The 16,762-nt window shown below is 39.9% G+C and carries 14 protein-coding genes and 1 tRNA gene; 8 read left to right on the plus strand and 7 right to left on the minus strand.

Going from position 1 to position 16,762, the window contains the following annotated elements:
- Positions 1-60: 60 nt before the first annotated feature.
- Together KX723_RS09050 and KX723_RS09055 are read right to left on the minus strand one after the other, a co-directional pair.
- Positions 61-420 carry a helix-turn-helix domain-containing protein gene (locus KX723_RS09050; RefSeq protein ID WP_246562453.1) on the minus strand — a complete coding sequence of 120 codons (360 nt, stop codon included), beginning with the start codon at positions 418-420 and terminating at the stop codon, positions 61-63.
- On the minus strand, positions 410-697 hold the full coding sequence (locus KX723_RS09055) for a hypothetical protein (protein WP_218814012.1): 288 nt from the start codon (positions 695-697) through the stop codon (positions 410-412). Before KX723_RS09055 ends, KX723_RS09050 begins: the two co-directional genes overlap by 11 nt.
- 324 nt (positions 698-1,021) lie before the next feature.
- On the opposite strand from KX723_RS09055, the gene KX723_RS09060 reads away from it, so the two are divergent.
- The 4 genes from KX723_RS09060 (at position 1,022) to KX723_RS09075 (ending at position 7,283) form a co-directional block, all read left to right on the plus strand.
- Positions 1,022-4,015 carry a hypothetical protein gene (locus KX723_RS09060; RefSeq protein ID WP_218814013.1) on the plus strand — a complete coding sequence of 998 codons (2,994 nt, stop codon included), beginning with the start codon at positions 1,022-1,024 and terminating at the stop codon, positions 4,013-4,015.
- Entirely contained in the window at positions 4,005-6,356 is a 2,352-nt protein-coding gene (locus tag KX723_RS09065) for a coiled-coil domain-containing protein (RefSeq protein ID WP_218814014.1), read from the plus strand. The genes KX723_RS09060 and KX723_RS09065 overlap by 11 nt, the downstream gene beginning before the upstream one ends.
- 225 nt (positions 6,357-6,581) lie before the next feature.
- Positions 6,582-6,657: transfer RNA gene (locus KX723_RS09070), tRNA-Thr, on the plus strand.
- A 137-nt stretch (positions 6,658-6,794) separates the two neighbouring features.
- Entirely contained in the window at positions 6,795-7,283 is a 489-nt protein-coding gene (locus KX723_RS09075) for a CC0125/CC1285 family lipoprotein (protein WP_218814015.1), read from the plus strand.
- Between the two features lie 146 nt (positions 7,284-7,429).
- On the opposite strand, the gene KX723_RS09080 is transcribed toward KX723_RS09075, so the two are convergent.
- Positions 7,430-7,600 (minus strand): hypothetical protein, encoded by a 171-nt coding sequence (locus KX723_RS09080; protein WP_218813323.1) that lies wholly within the window; start codon positions 7,598-7,600, stop codon positions 7,430-7,432.
- Positions 7,601-7,666: 66 nt separating this feature from the next.
- Between KX723_RS09080 and nudC the strand changes: the two genes are divergently transcribed.
- The gene (gene nudC, locus KX723_RS09085) at positions 7,667-8,350 is read left to right on the plus strand and encodes an NAD(+) diphosphatase (RefSeq protein WP_246562602.1); all 684 of its coding nucleotides are present in this window, start codon (positions 7,667-7,669) and stop codon (positions 8,348-8,350) included.
- An 84-nt stretch (positions 8,351-8,434) separates the two neighbouring features.
- Here nudC and KX723_RS09090 read toward each other — a convergent pair whose 3' ends face one another.
- From KX723_RS09090 to KX723_RS09100, 3 genes are all read right to left on the minus strand, one after another.
- Positions 8,435-8,983 (minus strand): peroxiredoxin, encoded by a 549-nt coding sequence (locus KX723_RS09090; protein WP_281421190.1) that lies wholly within the window; start codon positions 8,981-8,983, stop codon positions 8,435-8,437.
- A gap of 145 nt (positions 8,984-9,128) precedes the next feature.
- Complete coding sequence (locus tag KX723_RS09095; protein WP_218814017.1) at positions 9,129-9,971, minus strand: polyprenyl synthetase family protein; 843 nt, start codon at positions 9,969-9,971, stop codon at positions 9,129-9,131.
- Entirely contained in the window at positions 9,971-10,222 is a 252-nt protein-coding gene (locus KX723_RS09100; protein WP_218814018.1) for an exodeoxyribonuclease VII small subunit, read from the minus strand. The genes KX723_RS09095 and KX723_RS09100 overlap by 1 nt, the downstream gene beginning before the upstream one ends.
- A 162-nt stretch (positions 10,223-10,384) precedes the next feature.
- Here KX723_RS09100 and KX723_RS09105 point away from each other — a divergent pair, with 162 nt between their 5' ends.
- Both KX723_RS09105 and KX723_RS09110 read left to right on the plus strand, forming a co-directional pair.
- The gene (locus KX723_RS09105) at positions 10,385-11,749 is read left to right on the plus strand and encodes a M16 family metallopeptidase (RefSeq protein WP_218814019.1); all 1,365 of its coding nucleotides are present in this window, start codon (positions 10,385-10,387) and stop codon (positions 11,747-11,749) included.
- Positions 11,739-13,061 carry a M16 family metallopeptidase gene (locus tag KX723_RS09110; protein WP_218814020.1) on the plus strand — a complete coding sequence of 441 codons (1,323 nt, stop codon included), beginning with the start codon at positions 11,739-11,741 and terminating at the stop codon, positions 13,059-13,061. The genes KX723_RS09105 and KX723_RS09110 overlap by 11 nt, the downstream gene beginning before the upstream one ends.
- Positions 13,062-13,093: 32 nt before the next feature.
- Here the strand turns inward: KX723_RS09110 and hemL are convergent, their stop codons facing one another.
- Entirely contained in the window at positions 13,094-14,404 is a 1,311-nt protein-coding gene (hemL, locus tag KX723_RS09115; protein WP_218814021.1) for a glutamate-1-semialdehyde 2,1-aminomutase, read from the minus strand.
- 269 nt (positions 14,405-14,673) lie between these two features.
- Here hemL and mrdA point away from each other — a divergent pair, with 269 nt between their 5' ends.
- Positions 14,674-16,725, plus strand: coding sequence for a penicillin-binding protein 2 (gene mrdA / locus KX723_RS09120; RefSeq protein WP_218814022.1), 2,052 nt, complete (start codon positions 14,674-14,676; stop codon positions 16,723-16,725).
- Positions 16,726-16,762: the final 37 nt, after the last annotated feature.

Genomic DNA, 16,762 nt, shown 5'->3' on the forward strand with positions numbered 1-16,762 from the left:
CGGTTTCTCTGTGCTAAGCTTTAAACCCTGCTCATTTATTGAGAAGGATCTAAAACAACATTAAGCAGCCATTCTTGAATTATTATCATGTCTTCTAGGCCTATTTGATACAATTTCCACTTGTACATTTAAGCCGTCGCGATCAACTAGATCTTGAAGCGACAATCTAATAAATTGTTCTTTTGAATAACCTAATATTTCAGCATATTTTGATGCCAACTTAGGGCTAACAAATTTACGTTCGTGCTCAATATCACATAAATGTTGCTTACTAATCTTAAGTTTAGTTGCAAAATCAATTTGAGATAATTCATCGGCTTGACGAATAGCCCAAATGAGCTTTCCAAAACTAAGTTGAATCTTAGTAATTTTCTCTATTTCTTTTAAGGTTTTCTCTGTTTTTTTACTTTTAATACTCATGTTTATTAACCTCCCTAATTTCTACAAATTTGATAAGGCCTGATTTACTGATAGTATATATAGCCCGATAAGCAATATTCAGACGTATTGAGCGTTGTCCTTTCCTCTTTCCCTTTAAAGGCTCATCATGATAGCCAGGTATTTTCCTGACTTCACTTAGCCCGTGATGGCCTACTGCATCTACCCATATTTGAAGTTTAACAGCGATAGGCAAGGGGACTTTTTTTAAGTCTTTTTTAGCCTTTGCAGATAAAAGAACATCGAAAATATCACTCATATTAAGATAGTACACTAAATAGGTGTACTTGTCAAACGCTAAATAAGAAACGGCTAGAACGTATAATATTCACACTTAATAAGCGGTTATACCAATAAAAAAAATAAATATGTTTTCTATTTATTAAATTGATATTTATCAGAATAAATTATTTTTATTACTACGATAATTTTTATAAGTTTTATAAATGCAGAGTGCGTTAAACTGAATATTAGTTTAGCAAATGGTATATTAAGGATAATTAATTTATCTATTTATAAAATAGATTCAATTACCATACACTCTACGGAGTTTTATTAGAAAATTACTTTACAGGGGATAGCAATGCTTTCAGCAGCAGCAACAGGAGCCACGGCGGTAGCAGCAGGAATCACGGCGGCTGAAGCCATACATATACTATTTGAATATCTGCATCGTTTATTATTGATCGAAGAATCTTTACATAACGCTCATAAAGGAGGGAGCTTTATTGTACATTTCGCCCAAAAGCAGTATCAAAAACGCCAAGATGAAAAACATCCAAATCAGGAAATAGTACGAAATGCAAAAACACGCTACGATTTTAAGATTACCGACAATGCTGACAAAGCTATTCTGAAAATTAAAAAAGAAGCTGAAAAGTATCTGACTGACCTAAATGATCGTGTTAGTGATTTAGAAAAGGCACTAACAAGTTTTATAGAAATCGAGACAGCTTTAACAAATCTCGTTTCTGTATTGACCTCTAATGACTACCGCACGCTCCTCTCCTATGTAGGAAGGATTAAAGGCTACTTTCAAATCTTTGAAAACAATTTCACAAAATTTATTGATTCGCTTGTATTGCCACCTCGTCAAACGTTGTATATCGCCGATTTATTATGTGAGAAAGAGCCAAAAGCGCCAAGCGTAATCACTCGATATAATAACCGCTTAAAAAGCATTGAGGGTTGCATTGAACAACTGAAAAAAAAAGAACAAGCAATTGCTGCCCAGGTTTATCAAAGCTTCAGTGCCATCTACTTGAGACCTGCAACAAACTCAAGCACTGTTAGCGTTTTCCGTAGAGTGCGGCCTAATGATCCATTACAGCAAATCATCCAACTGTGCATGAATTACCCTGATCAAATATCGCAAAGAATGCATGCGTTCCTGCCAAACAATCCAGTACTTGCCACTACCTGTACTGATATCCTCAAGCTATTCATAACCATTCAACAAGCCTACAAAGCAAAACTGACCAACCCATTTGAGACCAAACCAGATTGGGCTCCCCTACTAACTGAAGCTAAACAGAGAGTAGTCGGGCAGCGTATTTTTCTACATACGATGGATGTGCACGCTGCCAAAGAGGATGAAAAATTACTGATGGCTCATATTTTCTTACCTAAAGCTATTTCCGAATACGAGATGGAACAAATTGAAGTCGATCAGCAGGCTCATAAGATGGCATGCAGTTTACGCAATTGGCAAATCGAGAAGTGCATACAACTTATTCGGCTTCTCAGTACAATAATAGAAATAGTATGGTTACCGGATAAGGATTACGAGGAACAGCAATTGGAGGAACTGCGACAACGACTGGAAGGACTACAACCGGAGGAGCAGCGACCAGTAGAACGGCAACTGGAGGAACTGCGACGGGAACTGAAGGATCGGCACTTGCTAATAGAGTGGCTCAGAACAAACGAAAGAAAACAGAGTTTGATCGAACTGTACAAAGAAATTTTAGTTTTACCCTGTTGTTTTAGCGAAGACAACATAAAATCAGCACTTGAAAAAAGCTTATTGTCTGATGAGCTTATTCAAGAACATCGAGGCAGCCGCTGGGGCGCTATCTGGAAAAAAAATGATACCTTGATCCAGTTACCAAAATCATTTACGACGAATGTTGGATCGAAGCATCGCACAGATGACCCAAGACAAAAATCTCTCCCCATCTCTCTTGAGATGTGGCAACTATCCAAAGATGTTGTTGCCGATCTTAAACGGTTACAAAAGGCGTTGGAGGGAAGTCAATCTCGTTATACAGAGATAATTAACGCCTTCCCCAGAAAACAAACAACAGCTTCCGAGGTACACGAAAATCAAGCACATCAAGCGAGCGTAGCACGTATCAAGCAAGCCCAAAGACGTATCTGTAATGAGATTTCTTCTCCCTCTTCAACCATCAGCTTATTTCATTATTTGTATCAGACTAAAACCATCAATAAAGCAGATAAAGAACAGCAAGTACCAACCCTAGATGATTTATCCTATGTGATTTATAGAGGAGTCGATCCGAATGGGGTTTGCGACTGGAAAGAAAATACTAAAACCTCTTCCCGATCCAAGCAACTCACGCATTATTTTTACCCGGATAAAAAAAAAGATGACTCAAGAAAGAAAGCTTGGTTTTACGCTTGCACCGAATGTCAAATAGATAGGGTGCCTCTATTCTTTCATTTATTTACCGATCGCTTCTTAGTTTCAACAAACACGCCTAACCCAGCACCAACATCATCACTAGTCGCGATTAATAATAGTCTTTCCATACAAGCTATCGTCAAGGACTCCAAAAAAACGCTGTCTATCATTACTAACAGTAAGGCGTTGCGCAGTGTGCCACCTAAAATGGTAAAAAAACTAGAGATTATTTTTACAGATTTGCTAGATTACTATTTGTCAGCTTTAGCGAGAATGGAGCCGGAGTATTACAACGAATTACCGCTCATAAAACGATGGGGGTGTTCATTTAGAAATGGAATTAGATCTAATCTTAAAGTTGAACAAGGGCAACCTGAAGTCGGACAAGAGCGACTGGACAGTGTGCGAATATATATTGGCGATTTATGTACTCTATTATCGGAAGAAGATGTAGAGAGCATTAGCAACGTGTTAGATGACTTGGAAGAAAATTATAAGAACATGAGCAAGAAAGCCACACTTGGCCGTAGCAGTGTTTTATATAAGATAATGGAAAGGTTCGTCACAGGCCCTCTTATAGACATCAAAAAACTGAAGGAAAATGATCTTGGGTCCGCTTCGGGTTCGGGGCTGACTGCGCAACGAACAGAAACACCGACAACTACTGACGAAAGCAGAGAAACAGAAAGAACCGAAGCTCGAGGACAAGAGACAGAAGCTCGAGGACAAGAGACAGAAACACAAGAACAAACGACAGAAGCAGAGAAAAAACGTCTACACGAAGTTTTATTAGCTAAAAAAGGACGACCGCCTACATCACAAGCAACCGTAGCAGCATCACCGGCGGCTTTCTTTCCAGCTACAACTACACCACGAGCATCAAATACTGAAGCTGCCAATCTTAACTTACCAGGATGTAGCAATGCCTCCTAAAACCAACACTCCCGGTACAGACTCTGCAAACCAGTTGTTGCAGCGCAATCCACTTCTCTACCGCTGGATAACAAATTGTTTCCCGATATCTCAAATCAAGAGTCTCGTATGGACATCCGATTGGCTCGAACCCTTGCAGATAGAACTGAAAAAGACAAGCTCAGTGACCATTAAACAGGGATATAAGCTACTCACTGAAGAATTCAACAGCCTGCTGGGACAGCAACACCTAACTGACGAGAATACACAAAATGATTGGGCGTCTGCTTTATTATTAAAGCTACTTGTGATGTATGTCTATAGAAAAAACGCTACAGAATGCTATCGTGATCAATTAGTTGAGCTACCAGCAATGCCATGGACAAAGCATGCCACTCTGGTGATGACAAAAGTACCTAAAGCGGCTTACTTAAATCAGTTACGCCAATTAGTCTATAGAGCCATCCATGAACAACCCATCGACCACACAGTGGATCACGCTTTACTCACGATCCAACAGCACGCACTGAACTTCTACTTCAAACAATTTTTGGATGAGCTGCGTAATACAACTCAAAACTGCCCGTTTCCCGATAAAGAAGATAGTACCTATAATCGCTATACTAAAATGATTGGCGTGCTACATGTTTACATCGGTGAAATAGATGACTCATCACTAAAAGAAAAAGAAACAGCACATTTATCAAAACTTTTATTGGAACAATTAACACAACTCATAGAAACTACCAGCACACTGGATTTATCCCCTTCCTGGATAGAACGCTTGAAGCAATGGATACAAACGTGTATTAGCCAACTGACATCGTTGTATACAAAGACACCCAGCGCTGCAGAAACCTCATATTTACGGCTACTCGGCATCAGTGAACGATTACGAAAATCCACTAGAAAAGCGGTTCGAAATAAAAAATTTCAATCCCCTGAATTGATACGGGAAGGTTGTTGGTTATATTTTTCATTGCATGAACAACTCATCACCCAATGGGTAGATAAAGAGAAACACGCTCTGGAATATCAATCGACAGCACTGGCTTTATTTGAAAGTTTTATGAGTACGTTTGACTGGCCAGATACGTTTAAAAAAGGGATTTTAGGCGAGAACCCTCTAAAATCACAGAGATTTTTTACATTCAACCGAAAAAAAACTACGCCGGTTGAACACTGGGAGTCCTTGCTGGATCCGGCCTTAAATAAACTGTGTGCTGATTTCTTTATGAGGGACTGGTTTGAGTATCATGGTTATCCCCATAAGGGATCCTTTCTACAATGGCTGCTCTCTCGACAGGAACTTCGTCTAATGGCCAAGATCAAGGAGTATGTAAGCACCGAAGAATGGGCTTTCCAAGAAGATGAAATTCCTTTTTTTGATAAAAGAAACCTCTACCGTTTAGTGCAAGAGATTCATAAAGATTTCTGTGCAGATTTAAATCAGATCACGCAAATGATTCTAAGTGTTTGGTTTCAAGAAATTGGACGCATGGTTCCTCACGCTGATTTAGCCAATAGTCTATTAAAACCAGAGCGCTGGTTGTATCAAATAAATAAAGAACCAATAATATGGACAGAAGATTCTATTCCTAAGCTTGCCTTTCTCATGTTGGGAGCGATTGAGCGTTTAGGCGCTGGCTTCTATTTCTTTCCTCCGTTCCAAAAACGCTGGTTCGAATTTCAAGAGGCGTTGGATGCACATTCAGGCAACGCCGTAGAGTTTGTACAGCAACACCATGTTGAGATTGCCGCGATCATTAAAAAATTATTATTGATGTTTCACACGGATAAAAAATCCGAAGCTCACAGGAATGACGCTCGATTAAAAGAGCAATTACAGTACCATTTTCGACGGATCCAGTCTGTAAGAGATGATTTGCAAAAATTCAGAGAGCGAAATCCCAATGAATTAAAAAGTTCCGATGCTGAAAGAGCAGCAGACTCATTATTAAGGCACCTAAAAAAAGTCGTACTTAATTGTATGCATTATCATGTCAACAGCATGCAATGGAGTGTCTATATGTTCTCTCTCTCGCCTGATGAGCTACAAGAGTATAGCGAAGAAACCCGTCAACACATCAATGAACGCAAGCAGATGGATACTAGGACGGCCAAAGCACGCAAAAAGACAAAAGAAGCAGAAGCTCGAATAAAAGAGAAACAAGCTCGAATAAAAGCGAATCAAGCGGAGATAGAACATCTAAAAGCTTTATTAGCTGAACCAGAACAAAATACTCCACCACCAGTAACCGTAGCAGCATCACCGGCGGCTTTCTTTTCGGTTCCAACTACATCCCAAACACCTACTGATGTTAAAAATCTCGTCGTAGCAAAATATCCCTTTGGTTCCTAACATTGAGAGGATTATAGATAAAATCAATTTTTTCATAAAAATCCTTCATGTGTATTGTTTTATCGCCAATAGAATAATAACATACCCAAAGATGCGAAAAAGCTTTACCAAAACCCACGCGTAACCTATTGATTTTACAGGAGTCTATAAATACTAAAATAACCACTAAACCAACCTGGCATCTATCCAAAAGGATATAAAAGTACACCTTTTTTCAAAGAGTTAGCCGATGTAGCTCAGTCGGTAGAGCAACTGATTCGTAATCAGTAGGTCGGACGTTCGATTCGTCTCATCAGCACCAGCTAAATCATTAATAATCAACACCTTGTGGTACGTTGCAAACTTAATAACAATTTCAAACTACCGTGATTTCACTGGTTGCTATTTGATTTTAGTACTCGGCTCGAACATTATCTATAAAAATAACAAAGGCAACCCATGTCAAAGAAAAAATGTTTCTTTCTTCTTCCATTATTAACATTAGCCCTTACTGGATGTGCAACTACCTATCAGCCTTCTGGGTTCTCTGGTGGGTATGAGGATATACAACTTTCCGAGAATATCTATAAAATATCTTTTAATGGAAATTCTTTTGCTTCTAAAGAGTTGGTACAAAATTATCTGCTTAGAAGATGCGCAGATGTAACAATACAAAAAGGGTATAAATATTTTGTTATACTTAACGAAAACATCGAGGTATCTCGTCGAACCATAACTACACCTGCCACAGTGCAAACTAACTCTATAAATACGTTTATGGGCAATAGTGTGTCTTCAAATGGTTATTCAACTATTAACTATGGACAAAATATAACTTCAAATAGATATGGCGATATAGCTGTTATCAAATTATTAAAAAATAATAATAAATATGCTAATGCTTTAAATGCTGAAATCATACTCAGCAATTTTCAAAATGCACATTAATGAAATATATCCATTGGGCCTGGAACTTCTGAGATATAGATAATGGAAAATTCTATTGGATTTATTTTTCAACAAGTGAGTCGCTATGCTCCCGAAGAATTTCGGCCATCGTGTCCCCGAAATTCGTTCGCATGACGCGACTGAAATTAGGCCGCGATACGTCCTGCGTCCGGCACGCACTCACTCCTTCGGAGTTCATGCCCGTGCCTCCCACAAATGACTTTACGGCGTGATGCGTTTCCTGCTTCGCCCGTCAACGCACGCCTATCGCGGGCTCTTCGACTTCGCATTGCTTTCACAATGCTTTCCTGTCTCATCGAATGAAGGGCTATTACTCTTAAAAAAATAATGAATTACCTGTTAGCTCAGACCTAAAATCAATAATTCCAAATTTTTTAAGACGTTTTGAATTAGGGTCGGTTAACGATCGCAATTATTTTTGCGCGGAACTCGATCAAAACACGCTTATCCCAGAAGTCTTTCATGTCTTATCTTTACGTAACACATTGTCATTATTACATCCTGACTATTATAGTATGGCGGTTAAAGCGTATTCCGTCATTCGTTGGGATAAAAACCAGCAGTTCTGTAGCTGCTGTGGCAACCGTACGGTAACTAAAGATCAAGGATTTGAGCGTTTCTGTCTGTTTTGTCACTTGAGTTTTTTTCCACGTATATCCCCTTCAATAATTGTTTTAATTAAAAAAGCAGAGTATTTGCTTATGGCAAGAAGTCCGACTTTTTTACCGGGCGATTATGGTTTGATTGCAGGGTTTGTTGAGATCGGGGAAAGTATAGAAGAAGCCGTACATCGTGAAGTAAAAGAAGAGGTTGGAATACAAATTAAACACTTAAACTATTTTGGATCACAACCATGGCCTTTTCCCGATTCTTTAATGATTGCATTCACTGCAGATTATTGTAGCGGAGATATCCTTATCAACCCTAATGAAATTGAAGAAGCGGGATGGTACCGATATGATAATTTACCAGGCCGACCATCAACTTCCGTCAGTATTGCATCAAAACTCATTGATAGTTTTATTAAACAACAAATATCATTTTAAAAACAATTTAAAATTTTCGAATCATTAATAATCCAGTATAAAAAACCCACATGACGCGGGTTTTTTAATTGCGCTTTTAGCTGTTTAAGCAACTTCAGCAACGTTAATCGTACCTTGGCCAGGCTGCCAGTTACAAGGACAGAGTCCGCCGTCTTGTAAAGCACGTAGTATACGCAATACTTCTTCAGGATTACGACCTACGCTTAAGTCAGTGACCATGTTAAAACGAATGATGCCCTCTGGATCAATAATAAAAGTGGCGCGCTGCGCAACACCCGCTGCACTGTCCAGAATACCTAAGTTATTACATAACTCATGTTTAATATCACTCAACATAGGGAAAGAAAGATTGCTTAGATCTTTATTGTATTGACGCCAAGCACGGTGTACAAATTCGCTATCCGTACTACCGCCCAGTAACACTGCATTATTTTCTTTAAACTGATCATTTAAATCATTAAATGCGATAATTTCGGTCGGACATACAAAGGTAAAATCCTTAGGCCAAAAAAACAGCACTAACCATTTTCCCGGATAAGAATCATAACTAATTTCAGTAAATGCTTTGTTAATATCTGTATCAACCGTAGCTGTAAGCTTAAACTCGGGCAATCTATCCCCTACTTTTAACATCGACATGGTTATTTTCCTCTTTTAAATAAATCTTTTGTGGTCTATTAAATTGCTTATATAAACAATTATTTTATTAACTTTTATATTCTAATTCTCAAAAACGGCTTATTATAGCAGTCTCTGTTTGATTAAAGAAATGAACATTCTATTTCAATGATGGGCTTTTATCGAGCAATTGATCAGAAAATAAATGGTTTAGGCGAGAAGTAAACTGTTCATTAGGAAAACGAGGAAGCACTTGCTGCAAATTTTCTAATGAAGCAAATAAATAATCTTGAAAGCCGTTTTTTGACGCTATTAAACCCTGAGTTTCTACCGCGTTATCACTGATATCATCCTGGAGTTGGTAACCCAACCCGATTGCATGACCTAAACGCGTTAAAGCGACAAGGGCATCGGACGAAACATCCGCAACAATTCCAGCTAATTCTAAAGCAGCAGAAAATAAAGCGCCTGTTTTTAAACGGTAAATAACTTCTAGTTTTTCACGATTTAATGGCTTCGTTAATCCGCTGAATTCCATGGCTTGCCCACCAACCATCCCATTTGGACCGGCCGCTCTTGCTAGTGCGCCGATCATGGCTAGAATTTTTGATGGCAGTAACGGCGCCTTCAGCAATACTTCAAAGGCAAGTGTTTGTAACGCGTCGCCGGCTAATAAGGCAATAGCCTCGCCAAATACCTTATGGCAGCTGGGCTTTCCTCGTCGCCAATCATCGTTGTCCATCATGGGCAAGTCATCGTGGATTAATGAATAAGCATGGATAAGTTCAACCGCACAAGCAGATTGATCAAGCTTTTCTAGAGGAAGGCCTAAAGCTTCACCTAATAAATAAACTAATGATGGTCTTAAACGCTTACCGCCACTTAAAACAGAATAACGCATTGCTTCAGACAAGGGCTCAGAAAGCACTAGAGAAGATAAATATTCCGCTAAAAACCGATTAATTCGTTGTTGGTATTGTTCTAACGCTTCTTTCGTAGTCACTAGGCAAATTCTTCATCTACTTCAAAGGGCACGAGGGTATCTTTCTGGCCTTTATTAAGCAAGATCTGCACCTTTTGTTCCGCTTGTTTTAGCGTGGTTTGACAGTCTTTTAACAAATCAATCGCCCGGCCAAATTGTTCAAGGGATACTTCTAGTGTCGTATTACCTTGTTCCATTTGTTCGACAATTTTTTCCAATTCAATCAAGCCTTTTTCAAAATCAAAGGCCACATTTTTTTTCATCTTTGGCATAGCATATTACCTATTCTGTATAGCAAGGAGTATGAAAGGCCGGTAAAGTGATGTCAAATATTATAAATGTTGTTACTATTAAAAAGTAGTTTAGTTTAGCTCGCCGTTAATGGCCTTAAGTCGCTATTTTAAAGCCGTTCCATTAAAAGGAAATCCGATTGAATGTACCTTAAAAAGATTCTTATTTATATCAGCTTGTTACTATTTCCCTATTTAAGCCATGCACAAGGTGTTCATGAGTATCATTTAAAAAACGGACTTCGTTTACTGATTAAAGAAGATCATCGTGCACCCGTTGTGATTTCAGAAATCTGGTATAAAGTGGGCGCTAGTTATGAACCTAATGGAATAACTGGCATCTCACACGCCTTAGAACACATGATGTTCCGTGGAACACAACAATACGGTCCCGGCGTACTTGAGCAAATGGTTGCGGCCAATGGCGGCCAACAAAACGCGTTTACGGATAGTGATTTTACGGCCTACTATCAAGAATTTTCTGCCGATAAATTACCTATTAGTTTCAAATTAGAAGCCGATAGAATGCGAAATTTATTACTGCGCGAACAAGATTTTGAAAAGGAAATTCAAGTCGTTATGGAAGAACGACGCATGCGAACGGATGATAACCCCCAAGAAACCCTAATGGAACGGCTTAATGCCACTGCTTTCGTTGCCAGCCCTTATCACCATCCTGTCATAGGATGGAAAAGTGATCTAATAAATATGACGGCTAAGGATCTACGACAGTGGTATCAAGCATGGTACGCGCCTAACAATGCCATCGTTGTTGTGGTCGGTGATGTTAAACCCGACGAAGTTTACCAATTAGCTGAAAAATATTTTGGCCCTATAAATTCATCGCCACTACCCCTACTGAAACCTGCGGATAATATTATGCCATTAGGGCAGCAACATCTGGATATTCATATCCCCGCCCAATTACCTTGGTTAGTGATGGCTTATCCTGTGCCTGTTATTAAAACAAATCTTAATAGCGCCGATCCTTATGCGTTGGATCTCATTACTGCCCTATTATCAATGGGGAATAGTTCCCGCTTCACTAAAAATTTAGTACGTGGAAAACAAATCGCTGCCGATGCAGATGCCTCCTATAATCCGTTTAGCCGTTTAAATAGTTTATTTTTACTAGATGCAACGCCTGCACCGGGACATACCTTAGCTGAATTGCAGACAAACTTACTCGATGAAATCAAACAATTACAAACGTACACCGTAAGCAGCGAAGAGTTAACACGCGCCAAGGCTCAAATAGCCGCAAACAAAATCTACCAAGCCGACTCTATCTCGCAACAAGCGTATGAGCTTGGCAGTTTAGCGGCAGTCAATTTGCCTTGGCAATTAGCCGAAGACTATCTCAAACACATTAATGCCGTAACGCCTCGTCAGATACAAAGTGTTGCAAAAGAATATCTACAATCTGGCCATTTAATCATCGCCTATTTACATCCCTTACCTTTACATTCATCTAACCCTATTAGCCCAAGGTCTTCGCATGTACGTTAAACGTTTTTTTGCCACCCTTTTTCTGTTGTTAACGGTTGCTCTCATTACAGCAAATGCCATAGCTTCCACTTCAGTACTTCCTATTGAGCATTGGACAAGTAAAAGTGGTGTTCCTGTTTATTTTGTTGCCAAGACACAAGTACCTATCGTCGATATCGCTGTGATATTCCATGCGGGATCTGCTTACGATAGTACCTCACCAGGTATTGCTCAGCTCACAGCACAAATGCTGGGTCAAGGCACACATAATTTAGATGCAAATGAAATCGCAAATCGTTTTGAATCGGCAGGCGCGCATTATAATGCGGGAATTAACCAAGATATGGCGATAGCGCAGCTTCGTTCATTGAGTGAACCCCAGTTTTTTAATATGGCTTTTAATACGTTTGCAGAATTAATTAGCCAAGCTAATTTTCTGGAAGATGCTTTACACCGAGAAAAAAAACAAGTCCGAATCGCCCTACAACAAGAAGAACAAACACCCACAGCCATTGCAATAAAAGCATTTTATAAAGATTTATACGCCGAACATCCCTACGCCTCACCTTTATTTGGAACAACAGAAAGCATTGATCAAATTACACACGCGGAACTCATCAAGTTTTATCAACGTTATTACGTTGCTCAAAACGCGATGATGGCGATTGTTGGAAATATTACCAAAGATAAAGCAGTTAGCCTGGCTGATCAGCTCTCATCCGCCCTCCCACAAGGCAAAAAAGTAATGCCCTTAGCTAAGCCTACCTCTCAGTTAAGCAATCAGCATTATAAAATTCACTACCCCTCTCAACAATCAACTATTCTTTTAGGACAACTCGGCATCACATTGAAAGATCCGGATTATTTTCCGCTGTTATTAGGTAATCAAATTTTAGGCGGCGGTATATTGACCTCACAACTTTTCACAGAAGTAAGAAACAAACGAGGACTCTGTTACGGGATAAGCAGCAACTTTAATACACTACAAGCAGGCGGTCCCTTTATCATCGGTTTACAAACTCGTAAAAGCCAAGCGGCTACTGCACTTGCAGTGACGCAAACCACTTTAAAAAGCTTTATTGAAAAAGGACCGAGTGAACAAGAATTAATTGCCGCCAAACAAGCATTAATCGGTAGTTTTCCGCTCAGCATTGCCAATAATGCTGCTATTTTAGCTAAATTAAAAGCAATAGGTTTTTATGAATTGCCTTTAAATTATTTGGATGATTATCGAGAAAAAATTAATAATGTCAGTGTTAAACAAGTACGTGATGCTTTTCAAAAACATATTAACCCAGGAAAATTATTGGTCGTTACGCTGGGTGAAAATTAATAGGCTCTTCGACTAGAATTTTCGCGGTGCCTTTAAGAAAGACTGGGCTCAAGTATTTGCTTTTTTAGCTTAGTAAATACTTTTTCTGCTGCGTTTAGCGTAAAAGAAAGATCTTCCTCACTATGTACACTCGAAACAAAGCCGGATTCAAAAGGTGAAGGCGCGAAATAAATGCCTTCTGCTAACATTTCATGAAAAAATTGTTTAAATAATAAGGGATTGCATCGTGCAACTTGTTCATATTGGTAAATTTCACTTTCTTCTGTAAAGAAAAGTCCAAATAAACCACCCACATAATGCCCTTGCAAAGGAATTCCTATTTCTTTAGCAATATGCAATAGGCCTTCTACGAGTCTGCGCGTCATTGCACTTAAATCAGTGTAGAAATCAGGTACGCTGAGCATTTCTAGCGTTGCTAATCCTGCAGCTACGGAGATGGGATTACCTGATAAAGTCCCTGCTTGGTAAACGGATCCTTCGGGTGCAAGACAATCCATAATGTCACTTCGCCCGCCCAACGCACCAATAGGCAAACCTCCACCAATAATTTTACCTAAGGTGGTTAGGTCAGGTTTTACATGGTAAAGCGCTTGCGCTCCACCTAAGGCTACTCTAAAACCTGTGATGACTTCATCAAAAATCAATAAACTTCCATAGTAATTACATAACTCACGTAGACCTTCTAAAAAGCCTGAAAGCGGTAATATACATCCCATGTTACCTGCTACCGGTTCTACAATAACCGCCGCAATTTCTTTACCGTGATGTAAAAATACTTGGTTAACTTGCTCAAGATTATTGAAATCAACACTCAAGGTTTGCTCTACGACTTCTTCAGGAATGCCGGCTGAATCCGGTATTGAAAAACTAGCGAGTCCTGATCCTGCTTTTACTAATAAAGCATCTACATGACCGTGGTAACAACCATTAAATTTAAGGATTTTTTTACGACCGGTAAAACCACGTGCAAGACGTACGGCAGTCATAGTTGCCTCTGTGCCTGAATTCATCAGTCGTATTTTTTTTAAATTCGGCATTAGCGTGCGAATCTTTTCTGCTAAATCCGCTTCCGCCGCAATAGAAGCGCCAAAGCTAAGACCTTTTGCTGCTGCTTCCTGTACAGCTTTAACTATGTTTTCAGGCGCATGTCCTAAAATTAATGCTCCCCACGATCCAACATAATCAATATAGGATTTACCTTGTACATCAAACAGATAGGCGTGATTACCATGTGAAAAAAACAGCGGTTCCCCACCTACTGCCTTAAAAGAACGTACAGGCGAATTAACGCCACCGGGGATAAATTGTTTAGCGCGTGAAAACAGTTCTTGAGAAGAAGACATAAAATATTGGAATTCTTTACTTTTTTATAAAGTCTAATTAAATTTTAGTAAGTTCTAGATAGTTTAGCTTTGAAGCATCTTGTTGAGGTTTTCAATGTCCCCTGGTCAAAAGGCTTACAAAGATATCGTTACTGACAAAATACAGTTAGAATCATACTATAGACCTCTTTTGAAACACAGTGTTTTGTTGGGCTTAATCGAAAAATTGAGCCTATTCACCTCCTCAAAAGAGAATTTATAAACAACCTTTACTCTGGCTCAACTATCTCATGCTCAAGTCGATAAATAGGTTTAAAAACACTCGTCAAGAGCATGGACTATTTAAGCGAAGGGCGTTTTCCATTCTTGTAGGAATAGGATTTTTAACGCTTGCCCTCTTAGGGCGTTTAATTTACCTACAGCTCTTTCAACATAACCTCTATACGACTCTAGCTCGACAAAATCAGCTCGGTCTGATCCCTGTTGAGCCTAATCGCGGCCTTATTTATGACAGAAAAGGTGTTTTACTGGCTGAGAATAAACCCATTTTCAACCTTGTTATCACCCCTGACTTAGTCAGTCACATGGATGAAACCATCGCTGCGCTCTCTAAAATTATCAAGATTGATTCAGAGGACCTCAAACAATTTGAGCGACAACGGCGCTTACATCACCGCTTTGAACCCGTCCCTCTACGCGTTAAATTAACGGAAGAGGAAGTCGCTAAGTTTTCCATTGAGCGTTATCGTTTTCCCGGCGTTAGCATACAAGCAGAAATGATCCGCTATTACCCAAGAGGCAACGCTTTTGCCTCTATAGTCGGTTATATGGGTCGCGTTAATGAGAAAGAACTACAAACCGTTGACCCGGTTAACTATAGCGCCAGTAACTTTATCGGGAAAACAGGCGTAGAAAAGTATTATGAAGCACAATTACATGGCACAGTAGGGTACCAGCAAGTTGAAACCAATGTGCATGGTCAAATCGTACGTGTTTTAAGACAAACCCAACCTATTTCAGGTAGAAGCCTCGTATTAACCATTGATAGTGGGTTACAAGAATTAGCTCAACGGGCTTTAGGCCAGCAAAAAGGAGCTGTCGTCGCGCTGGACCCACGTAACGGGGAAATTCTAGCTTTTGTCAGCAGCCCTAGCTTTGACCCAAATCTCTTCGTTAGTGGCATTAGACAAACAGATTATGATGTATTAAAAAATGCCCCGGGCAACCCTTTATATAATCGCGCCTTACGCGGCGCCTACCATCCGGGCTCAACCATTAAACCTTTTATCAGCATTGAAGCCCTAAGGGATAATGTCATTACCCCCTCTTATACGATTCATGATACGGGCGAATTCCAAATTAATGGTAGAGGACGGATTTATCACAACTTTCGCCGCCATTCTTATGGTGGTGTCAATTTACTCAAGGCCCTAACCGTTTCTTCTGATATCTATTTCTATAATCTCAGTATGCGCATGGGTATTAATCGAATTGATTCTATCCTTAAGCAATTTAACTTTGGTTCTCCTATAGGCGTCGACCTCCCTGATGAAAGTGGCGGTGTGCTACCCACCCCAGAATGGAAGAAAAAATCCTATGGGGAATCCTGGTATCCAGGCGATACCCTCAATTGCGGTATTGGCCAAGGATATTTATTAGTAACACCTCTGCAATTAGCCTATGCGGTCAGCACACTCGCAAACTGGGGAGAACGCTGGAAACCGCATGTGGTATTAAATTGGCGCTCCGGTAATGGCGCTATAACGTCTATAGAACCTGAACGTTTGGCACCTATAGCCGATGTACCTAAACCGATATTAAGGTTTATCCGTACGGCCATGCAGCATGTTGTTAATGCTCCCGGTGGAACAGCTGAACGCTTTTTCCCTGGCGCCCCCTATACCTTGGCAGGAAAAACAGGAACCGCTCAAGTCTTTAGCATGAAAAACAATGAGCGCTATGACTCTAAAACAATAGCCACTAAACTACGGGATGACTCCCTATTTATCACATTTGCCCCGGTCGAGGAGCCAAAAATAGCCCTCGCCATTATCGTGCAAAATAGTGTAACGCCGGCGGCAGAAATCGCTCGTCGGCTTCTTGATTACTATTTAATTCCCCCTTCACCTATCCCCACGATTACTTCGCAAGAAGCGATACCTATACCTCCTCCTGCTCCCGCTGAGCCATCGGACGAGGCACAAACAAAGAAAAATCTAACAACCCAACCACCACCGGCCTCTGCAGAGGCCGGTAAAAACGCCATAATGGCTGAAGCAGACCATCCGGATGAGGACGGGAATGATCAGGAAGACGAAGAAAATGAGCCCTTAGAAGAATAACTTGATTGACAAATATCCTGCATAAAGGCATGATTGG

Origin of the sequence: Rickettsiella endosymbiont of Dermanyssus gallinae, assembly GCF_019285595.1 — a bacterium.
GTDB lineage: Bacteria > Pseudomonadota > Gammaproteobacteria > Diplorickettsiales > Diplorickettsiaceae > Rickettsiella_B.